The organism is Nitratireductor sp. ZSWI3 (assembly GCF_024655565.1).
GTDB lineage: Bacteria > Pseudomonadota > Alphaproteobacteria > Rhizobiales > Rhizobiaceae > Nitratireductor.
This window is the reverse complement of the sequence record NZ_JANKOF010000114.1, coordinates 1-14,288: the sequence shown is the minus strand read 5'-3', so window position 1 is coordinate 14,288 and position 14,288 is coordinate 1. Positions and strand designations below refer to the sequence as shown.

The window sequence follows — 14,288 nt, the reverse complement described above, 5'->3', positions numbered from 1 at the left end:
CGCCACGCCCTGCGCGGCGCAAGCCCGACCAGCAGGCCGAGCCGCCCCGGCAGGAGTTCGGCCGCCATCGCGAAAAGCAGCGAGCCGGCAAAGGTGGCGAAGAGCACCAGCCCGTATTCCGGCCAGACACCGAGCCCGAGCGGCAGGATATAGTAGAGCGCGGCGACGACGATGGTCTGGTGGACGATGTAGAGCGGAAAGACCTTGCGGTTGAGCCAGCCGACCGCGGCATTCGGCCTGTCGAGGTGCCGCGCGGCAAAGCCGGTCAGGGCCAGGATCGTGTTCCAGGCAAGCGCCAGCAGCAGCGCCTTGAAGAGCGGCGTCATCGTCTCGTAATCGCCGATGAAGAGGCCGCCGAGATCGGTCCAGGAGAAAAGATAGAGCGCTGCCGTCAGGCTCGCGGCGATCAACGCGCTCGTCCAGCGCCGCGCGACCACGCCGCCGATCAGCGCGCGATGATGACGGGCGAACAGGAAGCCCAGTCCGAACCAGCTCGCCCAGACCGCGAACCAAGCGCCGTCGTTGTAAAGCGAATTGGTCTGTCGGGGAAAGACGGGCGACAGCGCGAGATTGAGCGCCAGCGGCAGCAGGAAGAACAGATAGACCCAGCCGGACGAGGCGGTCCGCTCGAACCAGTCCGTCAGCGGCTTTGCGCGCGGGTGATCCAGCAACCGGAAGACCGGATAGCAGACGAAGGTCATCGATAGGAGATAGGCGACGAACCACATATGCGCCCAGGTGAAATTGCCCTGCGGATATTTGCCCTCGGTGAAGTAGCGGGTCAGCCAGAAGGTCAGGAAGGAGCCCTGGTAGCCGTCCTCATACAGGCGCTCGTACCAGACCTGCGGCACGACGATGACGGCCATGGCGAAGATCAGTGGCGGAAAGAGGCGCATGAAACGCCCTTTCAGGAAGGCGAGGCCGGAAACACGGCGAAAGACGAACCAGGTGCCCATGCCCGAGACGAAGAACAGGAGGGCAAGGCGCCAGGCGCGCGGGAACTTCATCGCCAGCGACAGGGCGGCGCTGCCCTCCGGCGCCTCGATCAGCCACTTCATGTCCGGGAAGAAGGCCACCGATGCATGATAGGCGATCAGCAGGAGAAACGCCGAAACCCGCAGAAAGTCGATGTAGTAGAGCCGCTGTTGCTGCACGATGTCCGCCCCGGATCCCGCCCGCAGGCAGGGCGGGCGGCGGAAGACTAGCGGGATCGGCTTCGCTTTCGGTTAACGCGCCGCGCGTTTTCTGCCGCGCCGCACGGAACGGCCGAGTTCGCCGCGATCCACGCCGCCGGTGGCCAGCGCCACGCCGAAATAGACAATCGCCGCGGCCGCTATGATCGCCACGATGGTGGCGAAGCGGACGACAAAAAGGCGGTGCGCGACGAGGTCCGGCAATGCGGCAAGCAGTGCCCATACGGCGAGCCCCATGGCGATCGAGGCGACGAGCATGAAGAAGACGCGCCGGAGCGTCAGCGCCGAGGGACGGAAATCGCCGCGCCGCCACAGCGTCGAGGCAAGCAGCAGCACGTTGACCCAGGCCGACAGCGACGTCGCCGCGGCGATCGCCACATGGCCGTAGATGGGGAACAAGGCAAGGCTGAGCACGATGTTGACGATCACCGTGGCCAGCGAGAACCACATCGGCGTCTTCATGTCCTCGCGGGCGAAGAAGCCCGGCTGGAACACCTTGGTCAGCACATAGGCGGGCAGGCCGCTGGCAAAGGCGGCGAGCGCCGCCGCCGTCAGCACCGTGTCATTTGCGGTGAACTGGCCGCGCTCGTAAAGAAGCGCGACGATGGGGGCGGGCATCACCATCAGGCCGACCGCCGCCGGCAGCGTCAGGCCGAGGGCGAATTCCAGCGAGCGGTTCTGCAGATGCTGGGCGTCGTCGAAATCGCCCGCCTTCAGCGCCCGCGACAGCTCCGGCAGAAGCACCACGCCGACGGCGATGCCGATGACGCCGAGCGGCAGCTGGTTGATGCGGTCGGCGAAATTCAGGAGGCCGATGGCGTTGGCCTGCGTCGAAGCGATGATCTGGCCGACGAGCAGATTGATCTGCATGATGCCGCCGGTCACCAGCGCCGGCGCCATCAGCACCAGCAGGCGCTTGACGCCCGGCGTCAGCCTTGGCCGGCGAAGGCGCATCGAAAATCCCTCGCGCCTGGCACCCTGGATCAGGAAGAAGAGCTGCGCGAAGCCGGAGGCGAACACGCCCCAGGCGAGCCACACGCCGGTGCGGCGCGGGTCGAGCCCGAAATGGAGGGCAGCCAGCAGCACGCCGATCAGAACGATGTTGAGCAGGGTCGGCACGAGCGCGGCAAGGAAGTAGCGCCGCATCGCGTTGAGGATGCCGGAGAACATCGCCACCAGCGACATGCAGAACAGATAGGGGAACATGATGCGCGTCATCACGACGGTCAGGTCGAACTTCTCCGGCGAAGCGGAAAAGCCCGGCGCTATGATCGTCGCGACGAGCACCGGCATGGCGATCATCGCCAGCGCGGACAGCACAAGCAGCACCGTCATCAGGACCGCCAGAACATCCTCGCCGAAGCGGCGCGCCGCCTCCATGCCGCCGCCCTCCATCTCCTTGGCGAAGAGCGGGATGAAGGCGGTGTTGAACGCTCCTTCCGCGAACAGGCGGCGAAACAGGTTCGGAAAGCGGAAGGCCGCATAGAAGGCGTCGGTGACCGGGCCGACGCCGATCGCCGCCGCGATCAGCGCCTCGCGCGCGAAGCCGAGGATGCGGCTTGCCATGGTGGCGCTGCCGACGCTGGCAAATTTGCCGATGAGGCTCATGGGTGGGCCGATCCGTATCTGCAGCGAGAGAGCCTGACGTCACCCCCCTCTGGCCTGCCGGCCATCTCCCCCTCAAGGGGGGAGATCAGGCGGCGGCATCGTTTTTGCCAATCACCGACGGTGATGGAGAAGCGGCTCGCTGCTGCCAACCAATCTCCCCCCTTGAGGGGGAGATGCCCGGCAGGGCAGAGGGGGGTCGTCCTGTGAAAAGCGCCTGACGTGACTGTCATTCCACCGCCACCTTGGCCTTGCCCTTCGCAGGCCGCGGCACGCCGCTTTCCAGGGTTTGCAACAGCGCCTTGCGGATCGCCTCCAGCCGGTCGGAGCTGACGATCTTCTGGCCGGTCAGGTCGGTCACGTAGAACGTGTCGATAACCTTCTCGCCAAAGGTGGTGATGTGGGCGGAAGCAATGTCGAGGGACAGGTCCGAAAGCGTCTCCGTCACTTCCGACAACAGGCCGGGCCGGTCCAGCCCCTTCACCTCGACCACCGAGAAGCGGTTCGACAGCGTGTTGCCGATCTCGACGCGCGGCTCGACGCGGAAAGCCTTTGTCCCGCGCCGCGGCTTGGCGCGCTTCTCGATCATCTCCGGCAGATAGGACCGGCCGGACAGAACGTCCTCGATCAGCTTGCCGATGCGTTCGGCCCGGCGCCGTTCGTCGGCATCGAAATCGAACTCGCGGCTGATCAGGATCGTGTCCAGCGCGCGGCCATGAGTGGTGGTGAAGATCTGCGCGTCGACGATGTTGGCGCCCGCCGCCGAGCAGGCGCCGGCGATGACCGAGAGCAGGCGCGGATGGTCGGGCGCGAAGACGGTGATCTCGGTCACCGCCTCGAAAGTGTGCGGCTTGACCATGGTGGCGAGCGCCCGCGCGTCCTTCTCCGCCTCGCGGATGAAGTCCGCATGGCGGATCTGGTCGTCGAGATCGACGGCCAGGAGATAGGCCGAATAGTGAAGGCCGAGATAGCGGTCGATCTCCTCAGGCCGCCACTGATGCTCGGCGAGCGCCTGCGCCAGCCTCTGGCGCGCCTCGTCGGCGCGGATCGAGCGCGAGGCTTCCGAGAAGCCACCGGTGAGGAGAACCTCGGTCTCGTAATAGAGCGTGCGCAGGAGCTGGCCCTTCCAGCCGTTCCACACGCCCGGCCCGACACCGCGTATGTCGCAGACGGTCAGCACCAGAAGCAGCTTCAGGCGCTCCACCGACTGCACCACGTCGGCGAAGTCCTGGATCGTCTTGCGGTCGTTCAAGTCGCGCGTCTGGGCCACCATGGACATGTCGAGATGATGCTCCACGAGCCAGGCGATCATCTCCGTTTCCTTGGCGTCGAAACCCATATGCGGGCCCAGCCTGCGGGCGATGCGCGCGCCGGCCGCCGAGTGATCCTCCGGCCGGCCCTTGGCGATGTCGTGCAGAAGGATCGCCGTATAGAGCACCGGCCGCCAGGCCTTGAGCGAGGGCATCAGCGAATGCGACAGCGGATGCAGCTTCTCGCCGTCGCCGTGCTCGATCTCGGAAAGCACGCCGATGCAGCGGATCAGATGCTCGTCGACCGTGTAGTGGTGGTACATGTTGAACTGCATCATCGCCACGATCTTGTTGAAATCGGGGATGAGCTTGCCGAGCACGCCGGCCTCGTTCATGCGCCGCATGTTGAGCGCCGGATCGCGATCGGAGGTCAGGATGTCCATGAAGAGCTGGTTCGCCTCGCGGTCGCGCCGCAGGTTCCGGTCGATCAGCTTCAGCGAGCGGGTGAGCAGCTTCAGCGCCTCGGGGTGGTATTCCAGCCCGTGCTTGTCGGCGAACCAGAACAGTCTCAGAAGGTTCACCGGGTCGCGCTCGAACACGCCCTCGTCGGCGACGTTGATGCGGTGGTTGTCGACGATGAAGTCGCTGGTGCCGGCCAGCTTTCTGCGGCGGCGGGAGAAGTTCAGGAAGAAGCGGTTGAAGCCGGGCACGTGCTTGCCCTGCTCCTCCTCCAGCGCCGCGCAGAAGATGCGCGTCAGATCGCCGACGCCCTTGGCCGTCAGGAAGTAGTGCTTCATGAAGCGCTCGACCGCCGACAGGCCGGGGTGGCTCGTGTAGCCGAGGCGCTCGGCGATGTCGCGCTGGATGTCGAAATGCAGCCGCTCCTCGGCCTTGCCGGTCAGGAAATGCATGTGGCAGCGCACGGCCCAGAGAAAATCCTCCGCCTTGCGGAACTGCAGATACTCCTTGCGCGTGAAGACGCCCTTGCCGACCAACTCCTCCGCCTCGCGGACGCGATAGAAATACTTGCCGATCCAGAACAGCGTGTGCAGGTCGCGCAAGCCGCCCTTGCCGTCCTTCACGTTCGGCTCGACCAGATAGCGGCTCTCGCCCGCCTTGGCATGGCGCAGGTCCCGCTCGGCGAGCTTGGCCTGGCTGTATTCGGCGCCGGTGTCCTTCACCACCTCCTCGTCGAAGCGCTCGATCAGTTCCTCGTAAAGCGCCTCCTCGCCGCAGATAAAGCGGGCTTCCAGCACCGCCGTGCGGATCGTCATGTCGGTCAGGGCCTGGCGGATGCACTCATTGATGTTGCGCGTCGCGTGGCCGACCTTCAGGCCGAGGTCCCACAGCATGTAGAGAACGTATTCGACGATCTGCTCGCCCCAGGGCGTCTGCTTGTAGGGAAGCAGGAACAGGAGGTCGATGTCGGAGCCCGGGGCCAGCGTGCCGCGCCCGTAACCGCCGACCGCGACGATCGCCATACGCTCGGCGGAGGACGGGTTCCGCGTCGGATAGATGTGGGTGGCGGCGAAGTGATAGAGCGCGCCGATCACCTCGTCCATGAGGTGCGACAGCCGCACGGCGCAGGCCGTGCCGCCGCCGTCGGCCATGAGCATGGTCTCCGCCGCCTCACGCCCGCCGGCGATCCGCGCCTTCAGCGCCGCCATCACCGCCTTGCGCAGTTCCGCGCCGCTCGACTTTTCCGCAAGGCCGGTCAGTTCGGCGCGCAACGCCTCACCATCGATGATCTGGTCGAGCTTGAGAGGGATCTTGGCCATGAATTTCCCGTATTGGCCGGTGCGGCAGTTCGGCAAAGGCTGCGCCGGCGGCGCTGTATAGCGCGTTTTGGCACGCCGCGAAACGGGTGCAAAGGGTCGATTGTTGCGCCGCACCCGCGGTGCCGCTATTCGGGAAACGGTCTGGTCATGAGGGGACACGGTTTCGCATGGAGCTTCCCGCACCGCTGCGTCAGGCGGTCGACGCCTTGCTGGAGGGCACGCCGCTGGCCGAGATAAGGCGCGCCGGCGATCTTCTGTCGCGCCGCTATCGCAGCGAGACGCGCGACGGGCGGCTGCATGTGGGCGACGCTCTGGCTGCCAAGGCCTATCTGGCGACGCGCCTGCCGGCCACCTATGCCGCGATGCGGCACTGCGTTTCCGACATCGCCGGGCGGCGCGAAAGCTTCGCGCCATCGAGCCTTCTCGACGTCGGAGCCGGCCCCGGCACGGCGCTCTTCGCCGCCCTCGACGAGTGGCCGGAGCTCACCCGGGCGGCGATGGTGGAAGCGAGCGGCGCCATACGCCAGGCAGGCGAGGCGCTCGCCGCAATCGCCCCGCTCGCGATCTCCTGGCACGCAATCCATGTCGAAGATGGGCTGCCGGGGCTCGAGCCCGCCGATCTCGTCACGCTCGGCTATGTGCTCGACGAGCTGCCGCCCGCGGCGCGCGACCGGCTGGTCGACAGGCTCTGGGCGCTGACCGCGGACATGCTGGTCATCGTCGAGCCGGGCACCCCGGCCGGCTGGCAGCGCATCCTGGAAGCGCGCCGGCGGCTCATCGGCCATGGCGCACATGTCATCGCGCCCTGCCCGCACGAGGCGGACTGCCCAATTCAGGCTCCGGACTGGTGTCATTTCTCGCGCCGCGTCGCCCGCTCGCGCCTGCATCGCATGGCCAAGGGCGGCGACGTGCCGTGGGAAGACGAGAAGTTCAGCTATGTGGCCGTGTCGCGCCACCCGCCGGCCGATCGCCCCGCCCGCGTGCTCGCCCCGCCGAATACGGCGAGCGGCATGGTGCGGCTGAAGCTCTGTCGCATGGACGGCGCGCTGGAGGAGCGATTGGTCACCCGGCGCGAAGGGCCCGCGTTCAAGGCCGCGCGCAAGGCGGATTGGGGGGATGCGCTTTAAGAGGCGAGCCGGCAACCGTCTTTGTCGTTCCGGCATGGATCCTCGGGTCAAGCCCGTGTTTTGACCGGGATGGACAAACGGGATGAGGCGGTGTCGGGCTTGGGCCTATAGCCAGGTTTGCCGCTGCGCTCGATCCAGTCGAGGATGGTGCCAAGCTCACCTTGCAGGGTGACGGTGTAGCTGCCGCGTCTCCTGCCGGGGGTGATGATAACGCGGTCGATGACTTCACGTAGCGCGTCGGCCGCTTCGAGTGCATCGTCGGGATGGTCGAGCGCGGCGGTCAGGCGCTCGATCCTGCGCCGGTAGGTTTCGGCGATGTTGGGGTGGATATCAGGCGTGTCCCTCGGCGCGTCCGACAGGCGGGCGGTGAGACTGTCTTGTTTCGCCTCAAGCTCGGTGAGGCGGTCGGACAGGGCGCGGTGCCAGCCGCTTTGCTCGATGACGCGCACGATCTCGGCAATGGTCTTGGCGGTGTCGGCAAGCTCGCGTCGGGTGGCTTCGGCTGTGGCGCGGCGCTCGCGGTTGAGGCGGTTGGGTTCCTCCGCATAGGCTCGCATGGCGGCTTCGGCCATTTCCGGGGTCATCATCTGGTCCCGCAGCCCGGTCAACACACGGGCTTCCAGCGCCTCGCGCGGCACGGTGCGGCCATTGTCGCAGCCGTTTCCAAGCGCGTGGTTGGTGCAGGCGTAGCGATCATGGCCGCGCCGCCTGTAGGTGTCGCCGCAGCAGCCGCAGAACAGCAGGCCGGAAAGCAATGTGCGCGCGCGGTGCATGGCGTTCAGCCCGCCATTCCTCGCCGTCAGTGTTTTCACGGCGGCGCGGGTGCTTTCGATCTGGTTCTTGTAGAGCACCGTCAACTCGTCCTGCCGGACCTTGGCGGCGTCCCATAGCTCTTGCGGCAGGATACGCAGTTCCGGTGCGTCTCCGTGGACCCATTCGCTTTGCGGGTTCAGGCGGTAGGCATAGCGTCCGGTGTCGGGGTTCTTGAGCTTCTTCTGCCGGTTCCAGATCAGCTTGCCGATGTATAGCTGGCAATTGAGGATGCCGGACCCGATAATGCGGTTGCCCCGGATGGTGGTGTCGTTCCAGCGCTTGCCGGTCGGGCTGGCGATGCCCTCGCGATTCAAGACTGCGGCGATCCTCTGTGGTCCCTTGCCGGCGACATACTCGCGGAAGATGCGCCGGACGATTTCGGCCTGTTCCTCGATGATCTCGCGTTCACCCCGGATCGGCTCGCCACGCGCGTCGAGCTGGTGGACGACGCGATAACCGTAGGCGTTGCCGCCGCCGATCTTGCCTGCTTCCACCCGACCCCGGATGCCGCGATGGGTCTTGATGGCGAGGTCTTTCAGAAACAGGGCGTTCATGGTGCCTTTCAGGCCGACATGAAGCTCGTTGATCTCGCCTTCGGACAGGGTGACGATGGTGACGCTAGCGAAGCGTAGACGCTTGAACACGCCCGCCACGTCCTCCTGATCGCGGCTGATGCGGTCCAGCGCCTCGGACAACACCATGTCGAAGCGGCCCGCCTGTGCGTCGGCAAGCAAGGATTGGATGCCGGAACGGATGAGGGAATCGCCGGAAATGGTGCGGTCGGAATAGCTCTCTACCACGGTCCAGCCCTCGCGGGCGGCGCGTTCGCGGCACCGGCGCAACTGGTCCTCGATAGAGGCGTCACGCTGGTTGTCGGAAGAATAGCGGGCGTAGAGGGCGACACGGAGCGGCTTTGAGGTCATTGGGGCGATCCTTTCAATCGGTATCGGCCCCGTCCTCCGTGTTGCCGGTTTCCGAGGGCCTGTTGTCGTTGGCGGCGGTCAGCCGCTCGAAATCCTCACGCGCCATACGGCGACCGATAATGCGCGCCAGCGTCAGGGCTACTTGGTCGATCCTGCGCCACGTCTCGGCGTCCGGCTCGCCCTGCGGGCCGGTATTGTCGTTGGCCGGTCTGAACCGTTCCGGCCTCGGCTCGGTGTCGTCCCCCATGCAACCGCCTGCGAATTGTTGGACTCAAACAGGCATGAAGCAGGTTCCGGCGAAGAACCGGAAAGGAAAAACAAGGCCGGGCGGCTGTAGCGTAGCATCGGCGGAAAATAGGATAGGTTGCGATAGACGCTCCCATCGATCATCGGTCCGACTCCCGTTTCATCCTGGCCGCCAGGTCCAGCAGGTCCCGAACCGCTTGGCTGCGATTGTAGGGCGACCATACAGCATGGAAATCGGCCTGTTCCGGTTCGTCGGCAATAGGGCGGAAGGCAAGGCCGGAAACGGGAACGGATGCCGTCGACTCCGTGGTGATCGTCACGCCCCAGCCTTGAGCGACCATGTGAAACAACGTCTCGCGGCCCACTTTCCAGTGCAGAATACGGGGATGGTGGCCCAACTCGGCAATCCGCCGTGTCACGTGGTCGTGCGCCTGTGGGCCGGTGCCGCCACACCGAACGAGGAAGGTTGCGGCTGTGAGGTCCGCCCATGTCAGCGCCGGACGATCCGCAAGAGGATGGTCGGCGGGGATGACGGCGATCAACGCTTCTGACCATAGCAGTCGGGAATGGCAGTCCTCGGCCTTCGGCGCGCCAATGACGAAGGCAATGTCGAGTTGTCCTTGCCGCACCAGCCGCATGACGTCGGCGGATCGGCCCTCCGTCACCTCGACACGGATGCACGGATGCTGTTCGCGGTGGCGGGTGAGCATGTCAGCGAGGAAACCGGCCAAGGGCGGCATATGCAACCCGATCCGTAAGCATCCTTCCTCGCCGCGCGCCAATGCGCCCGCTGTCTTCACCGCATGGTCAAGCTGGTCTATGCCAGTCGATACGTTCGCAACGAAATGGCGTCCGGCCTAGGTCAGCCGAACGCCGCGTGTATTGCGCTCGAACAGCAGAACCCCGAGATCTTCTTCCAATGCTTTGATACGTGCGCTGATGCTGGGCTGGCTGACGCCGAGCGCTTTGGCGGTATGACGGAAGTTGAGATATTCGGCGACGGCGAGCGTCTGGATGAGCGAGGCCATCGGAATACGACCACCGAGAAGTCGGGGCGGATGGCTTGATGGATTGCAGAGAGGTGGTCGCCGCCGCATCATGCGGCACCTCACTTTCCACCTGTATCGGGAACGGGACGCAGAAGCAGGAAAACCACCAAAGCCCCCAAGGTGCAGAGCACTCCAGTCGCGCCGAGAACGAGCCTCCACGCAGTCGTCAGCGCGTCCACTTGATGAGCCGACGCACCACTATCGACATATCCAGTCGCAACGCGGCCAGCAGTTTCAGAAGAGCCGAGAACTGCTGTCAGAACGCCGATCAATGCCGCGCCGAAGATGGCGAGCACGAGCGCCTGCGTCGTGCCGCGAACCGTGTTCAACAAGCCTGCCACCATGCCCGTCTGCGACGGAAGCACATCGTTCATCGCCTGTGCATCTATGGTTCCGCTGGCCAGTCCCATTCCGATGCCGAGCGTGACCAGAGGACCGAGCAGCAAGATGGGGGTAGCTCCCGCGTGGAGAGTCGTCAGCCAAAAGTTCCCCGCCGCAAGAGCGGCCAATGCCACGGTGATGACGATCCTTGCGGAAATGCCGCGATTGACCAGCCAGCCCGCGACAAGAGGCATGACCAGCATCGGGGCGGTCGGCATGAGCATGACCAGCCCGGATCGTGCAGCCGTGTAGGATGCCGCGCCTTGCAGATAGGTCGGCAGAAACGCCAGAACACCCCCGAACGCGAACGACATGGTAATGGCCGCGATGATCCATCCCACGAAGCGGCGGCTCGCAAAAAGGGCCAAGCTCAATACCGGATTGGCCGCGCGCCGCTCGATGGCGATGAATGCCGCACCCAAGGACAGGACGACAGCGATCAGAAGCAACATCCCGGCGCTGAACCAACCGAGATTCGCGCCCTGTGTGATCGTGAACATGAACAGGGCAAGGGCGACGATGAACACTAACGCTCCCGCCCAATCCACGCGAGCTTCGTGATCCGCACGGGTTTCCCGCATGAGCAACGTGCCTGACGCGAGGACAACGCCAACCGCTGCAAACACGGCAAAGCTCGCGCGCCAGCCAAAGCCGTCAACCAGCCAACCGGAAAGCGTCGGGCCTATTGCAAGGCCGATGCCGGCGGTCGTTCCGACAGCCGCAAATGCCCGCACCCGCGCCTTTCCCGAGAAACTGGCTCCAATGAGTGCGCCCCCGCCCGCCATGATCGCTGCCGCTCCGAGGCCGGTGACAACGCGGGCCGTGAGCAGCAACCCTATTCCCGGCGCAGCAGCCGAACCGAGGGAACCAAGCACATAGAGCAAGCTGCCGATGCGATAGATGCGCCTTCGCCCCAACAAGTCCCCGAGGGAACCGGAAACCAGCATGAACGCCGATGCGGTGAGAAAGTAGGCCGAGACGATCCATTGAACCGGAGCGCCAGAGGCATCGAGTTCCGCGCCGATCTGGGGCAGCGCGACGCCGGTGCCGGACATGGACATGGGCAGGGTCAGAAATCCGACCAGCACCACCGCCAATGTCAGCGCCTCGGGGGTCACACGGCTATGGCTCGCAGCTTGCATTTCAGAACGCATAGGGATCAGCAACGCGAGCGCTGTGCAGGTGACGCGCCCACCATTCCAGTTGGCACAGTTGCGTTGTCACCGCCGATGCCGCGCCGCCCATTTCGTCCGAATTGCTTTGAGCGTCGAAGCTCGACCAAGCGTTATGAAAACTCACCATTTCGCGGATCGTCGGGGCGTGAAGCTCCGCGAAAACCAACCTCAAATGCTCGGCGGCGCGCAGTCCGCCCGCCATTCCGCCATAGGACACCAAGGCGACGGGCTTGGCCGACCATTCGCCCTGGAAGTGGTCGATGGCGTGTTTCAGGCTGGCGGGAAAGCTGTGGTTGTATTCGGGTGTCACAACGCAAAAGGCATCGGATTCGGCCAGCTTCGTTCCCAGCCTGTCCACCGCGCCTTCGCGGGGCCGGTCGAATGGCGCAAGAGCCGCCGGCAACGGGTAGTCTGCAAGGTCGATGACCTCGCTATCGAAGGCGGCAAATGTTTTCGCCTGCTCGTGATACCAGTGGGCGACCTTCGGGCCGAAGCGGCCTTCCCGAACGCTTCCGATGATGATGCTCAACTTCAGAGGTACGCCGTCCATGCTTTTCTCCCTACTCGATCTGAATTACAATGCTCATTGCACTTATCTACAATGATCGTTGTAGATAAGCAAGAACGGTGCAGCTAGGAGATGACGGATGGCGCGTGACGCGAGGGGGCCTGCGAAGCGGCAAGCGATGATCGAGGCGGCCTGCGTGGTGTTCGGCAGGGATGGTTATGTCCGGGGCAGCATCGAGGTCATTGCCGCGGAGGCATCCGTCTCCACCCGCACGATCTACAACCATTTCAAGGACAAGAAGGAACTGTTCCTGACGATGATCCTGGACAGCGCGGCACGAGTCCGCGACGCGCAGATCGCCGACATAGACCGGCATCTAGGCAGCATCGGCGATCTGGAAGAAGACCTGCGCGTCTTGGGGTGCTGCTTTGCCGAAACGCCCTTCAAGTTCAGCAGCCACTTTGCGGTCGTCCGGCAGATTCATGCCGAAGCGGCGCACCTGCCGAGCGATATTCTGGAGGCATGGAGGGTTGAAGGGCCGCTTGCCGTCCACGAGGCATTGACCAAGAAGTTCGTGCAGCTATCGCAACAGGGACAGCTTGCCATCCCGAACCCCTCCCGAGCTGCAAACCAGTTCGTTGCCCTTGTATCGACCGAAGTGCAGGTGAGGAGCCTCGGCGGGACGCTACCTGTCGAACCAGATTTCTTGCGCGAAGTTGTCGCTGATGGAGTTGCGACCTTCCTTTGCGCATATCGAAAAAGCAGAACCAAGCCGGATTAACGCCACGAGACTGACCCGCCTGACCGCTGCCGTGAGCTTGAGGCCAAGATAGCGGTGGGGGACCGGCCCGTATGAGGCGAAGCAGACTCGCACGCCCTCGATCCTGGCAGCTCAACGGCCACCGATTTCATCATCCACTGTCCATGGAGATTCCCGGGCAGTATGAGGACGCCGAGACCGGCCTGTTCTACAACCGTCACCGCCACTACGACCCGCTTACAGCGCAATACACGTCACCCGATCCGATCGGACTTGCAGGAGGAGACCGGCAGCAAGGATATATGGAGAATCCAACTCGATGGGTTGATCCAATAGGTTGGTCTGCCGTTGCAAGAGATGCCTTGGGGCGCCCAGTCGCTTGGAGCAATACGGTGGCCCCCGGTGACATAGGAACTGGAACTCCCACAAATCAAGCTACGAGAGACTACGCGAGGTCTTTAGGCAAAGCTACGGACGACGCTGGGCACGCTAGGGCAAGAAATTTAGGGGGCTCGGGAACTGATCCGACAAATATATTCTCTCAGGCTGTATCCGTAAATCGTGGTCAGTTTCGAGCGTACGAGCAACAAATTGCGGCTAGAATAAAATCAACAGGACAATCAGCCAATCTTCGTTTAACCCCTAGCTATTCTGGGAATAGCTGGAGGCCGGACAGCCTTACTTACAGAGCGCAATTTGACGATGGTACTGTTTGGGAAAGAATTTCCCCAAACTAAAATGACAGGTGTGTAATGATTATCTGCCACGATTCCATATCCGGAAAACAAACCGGTCACGAAGACTCTTTTGTGGGCGGCAAACCTCGGCTCCCAAAAGGAGTACACCCCCCAATCTTCTCAGTAACCGGATCAAGAATGACATTCTTTTTTCAGTTGAAGATTCCAAGCTTTCACAAGTCTTACGGTAAGACTATTTCTATGTTTTGCGCTACGGACTATATCAATGATCAAATGCATATTCCAAAATTGCCAAATCCGCTCAAGGGGGCATCGTTAACAGAAGATTTTTTTAACGATTACCAAAGCTTCTTCAAGATTTATGTATTTGATGATAGAGTTGACCTAAACTTATATCATCAATACGAGGACGTATTGGCATTCCATGAATTAAAATTTCAAGAGGAGGTTAGAGAGGGCCAGAGGATTTTTGGGGAGATTAGTGAAGCACCAAATTGGATTCTCGATGACGAGACACCCAAAGAATACAACGGAAGGGCAGATGCGATAGATTTTCTCTTCCAAGTAAAAGAAGAATATTATTTTGAGAAGACCCACAATGCGCCAAGGCAAAAAGTAATAGATTACTCCAGAAACGATAATGGGTATATGGATAGTTTTTCTGATGAATATACGCTGTTCACATCAAATGAACTGTATTTTTTCCTTGCTGGTGGAGGGGATGGCATTTTTCCGTATGTTGTTCCGCAGTCGTAGTGGTGTCGTCACAAACGTGCCAACCT

The 14,288-nt window shown here is 63.0% G+C and carries 13 protein-coding genes; 4 read left to right on the top strand and 9 right to left on the bottom strand.

All coding sequences use genetic code 11. From position 1 onward, the window contains the following. The 3 genes from NUU27_RS22690 to NUU27_RS22680 all read right to left on the bottom strand — a co-directional run. On the bottom strand, positions 1-1,154 hold a 1,154-nt coding region (locus NUU27_RS22690), incomplete at its 3' end, for an acyltransferase family protein (protein WP_257764576.1). A gap of 72 nt (positions 1,155-1,226) precedes the next feature. Continuing rightward, positions 1,227-2,801 carry a murein biosynthesis integral membrane protein MurJ gene (gene murJ / locus NUU27_RS22685; RefSeq protein ID WP_257764575.1) on the bottom strand — a complete coding sequence of 525 codons (1,575 nt, stop codon included), beginning with the start codon at positions 2,799-2,801 and terminating at the stop codon, positions 1,227-1,229. A gap of 226 nt (positions 2,802-3,027) precedes the next feature. Continuing rightward, positions 3,028-5,826 (bottom strand): [protein-PII] uridylyltransferase, encoded by a 2,799-nt coding sequence (locus NUU27_RS22680; RefSeq protein WP_257764574.1) that lies wholly within the window; start codon positions 5,824-5,826, stop codon positions 3,028-3,030. A 167-nt stretch (positions 5,827-5,993) separates the two neighbouring features. On the opposite strand from NUU27_RS22680, the gene NUU27_RS22675 reads away from it, so the two are divergent. Beyond that, complete coding sequence (locus NUU27_RS22675) at positions 5,994-6,953, top strand: small ribosomal subunit Rsm22 family protein (RefSeq protein WP_257764573.1); 960 nt, start codon at positions 5,994-5,996, stop codon at positions 6,951-6,953. A 47-nt stretch (positions 6,954-7,000) separates the two neighbouring features. Here the strand turns inward: NUU27_RS22675 and NUU27_RS22670 are convergent, their stop codons facing one another. From NUU27_RS22670 to NUU27_RS22650, 6 genes are all read right to left on the bottom strand, one after another. Beyond that, positions 7,001-8,689, bottom strand: a complete 1,689-nt coding sequence (locus NUU27_RS22670; RefSeq protein WP_257764572.1) for a recombinase family protein — start codon at positions 8,687-8,689, stop codon at positions 7,001-7,003. 13 nt (positions 8,690-8,702) lie between these two features. Further along, a complete protein-coding gene (locus NUU27_RS22665) occupies positions 8,703-8,936 on the bottom strand; it encodes a hypothetical protein (protein ID WP_257764571.1) in 234 nt (77 codons plus the stop codon). Positions 8,937-9,075: 139 nt separating this feature from the next. Then, complete coding sequence (locus tag NUU27_RS22660) at positions 9,076-9,735, bottom strand: LysR family substrate-binding domain-containing protein (RefSeq protein ID WP_308219994.1); 660 nt, start codon at positions 9,733-9,735, stop codon at positions 9,076-9,078. Between the two features lie 57 nt (positions 9,736-9,792). Beyond that, positions 9,793-9,963 carry a LysR family transcriptional regulator gene (locus NUU27_RS25520; RefSeq protein ID WP_308219993.1) on the bottom strand — a complete coding sequence of 57 codons (171 nt, stop codon included), beginning with the start codon at positions 9,961-9,963 and terminating at the stop codon, positions 9,793-9,795. 80 nt (positions 9,964-10,043) lie between these two features. Beyond that, a complete protein-coding gene (locus NUU27_RS22655) occupies positions 10,044-11,456 on the bottom strand; it encodes an MFS transporter (protein WP_257764577.1) in 1,413 nt (470 codons plus the stop codon). 52 nt (positions 11,457-11,508) lie between these two features. Then, positions 11,509-12,090, bottom strand: a complete 582-nt coding sequence (locus NUU27_RS22650) for an NADPH-dependent FMN reductase (RefSeq protein ID WP_257764570.1) — start codon at positions 12,088-12,090, stop codon at positions 11,509-11,511. Between the two features lie 97 nt (positions 12,091-12,187). Here NUU27_RS22650 and NUU27_RS22645 point away from each other — a divergent pair, with 97 nt between their 5' ends. The 3 genes from NUU27_RS22645 (at position 12,188) to NUU27_RS22640 (ending at position 14,262) form a co-directional block, all read left to right on the top strand. Next, a complete protein-coding gene (locus NUU27_RS22645) occupies positions 12,188-12,829 on the top strand; it encodes a TetR/AcrR family transcriptional regulator (protein ID WP_257764569.1) in 642 nt (213 codons plus the stop codon). Between the two features lie 71 nt (positions 12,830-12,900). Further along, the gene (locus NUU27_RS25585; protein ID WP_374567963.1) at positions 12,901-13,545 is read left to right on the top strand and encodes an RHS repeat-associated core domain-containing protein; all 645 of its coding nucleotides are present in this window, start codon (positions 12,901-12,903) and stop codon (positions 13,543-13,545) included. A 138-nt stretch (positions 13,546-13,683) separates the two neighbouring features. Next, positions 13,684-14,262, top strand: coding sequence for a hypothetical protein (locus NUU27_RS22640; RefSeq protein ID WP_257764568.1), 579 nt, complete (start codon positions 13,684-13,686; stop codon positions 14,260-14,262). Positions 14,263-14,288: the final 26 nt, after the last annotated feature.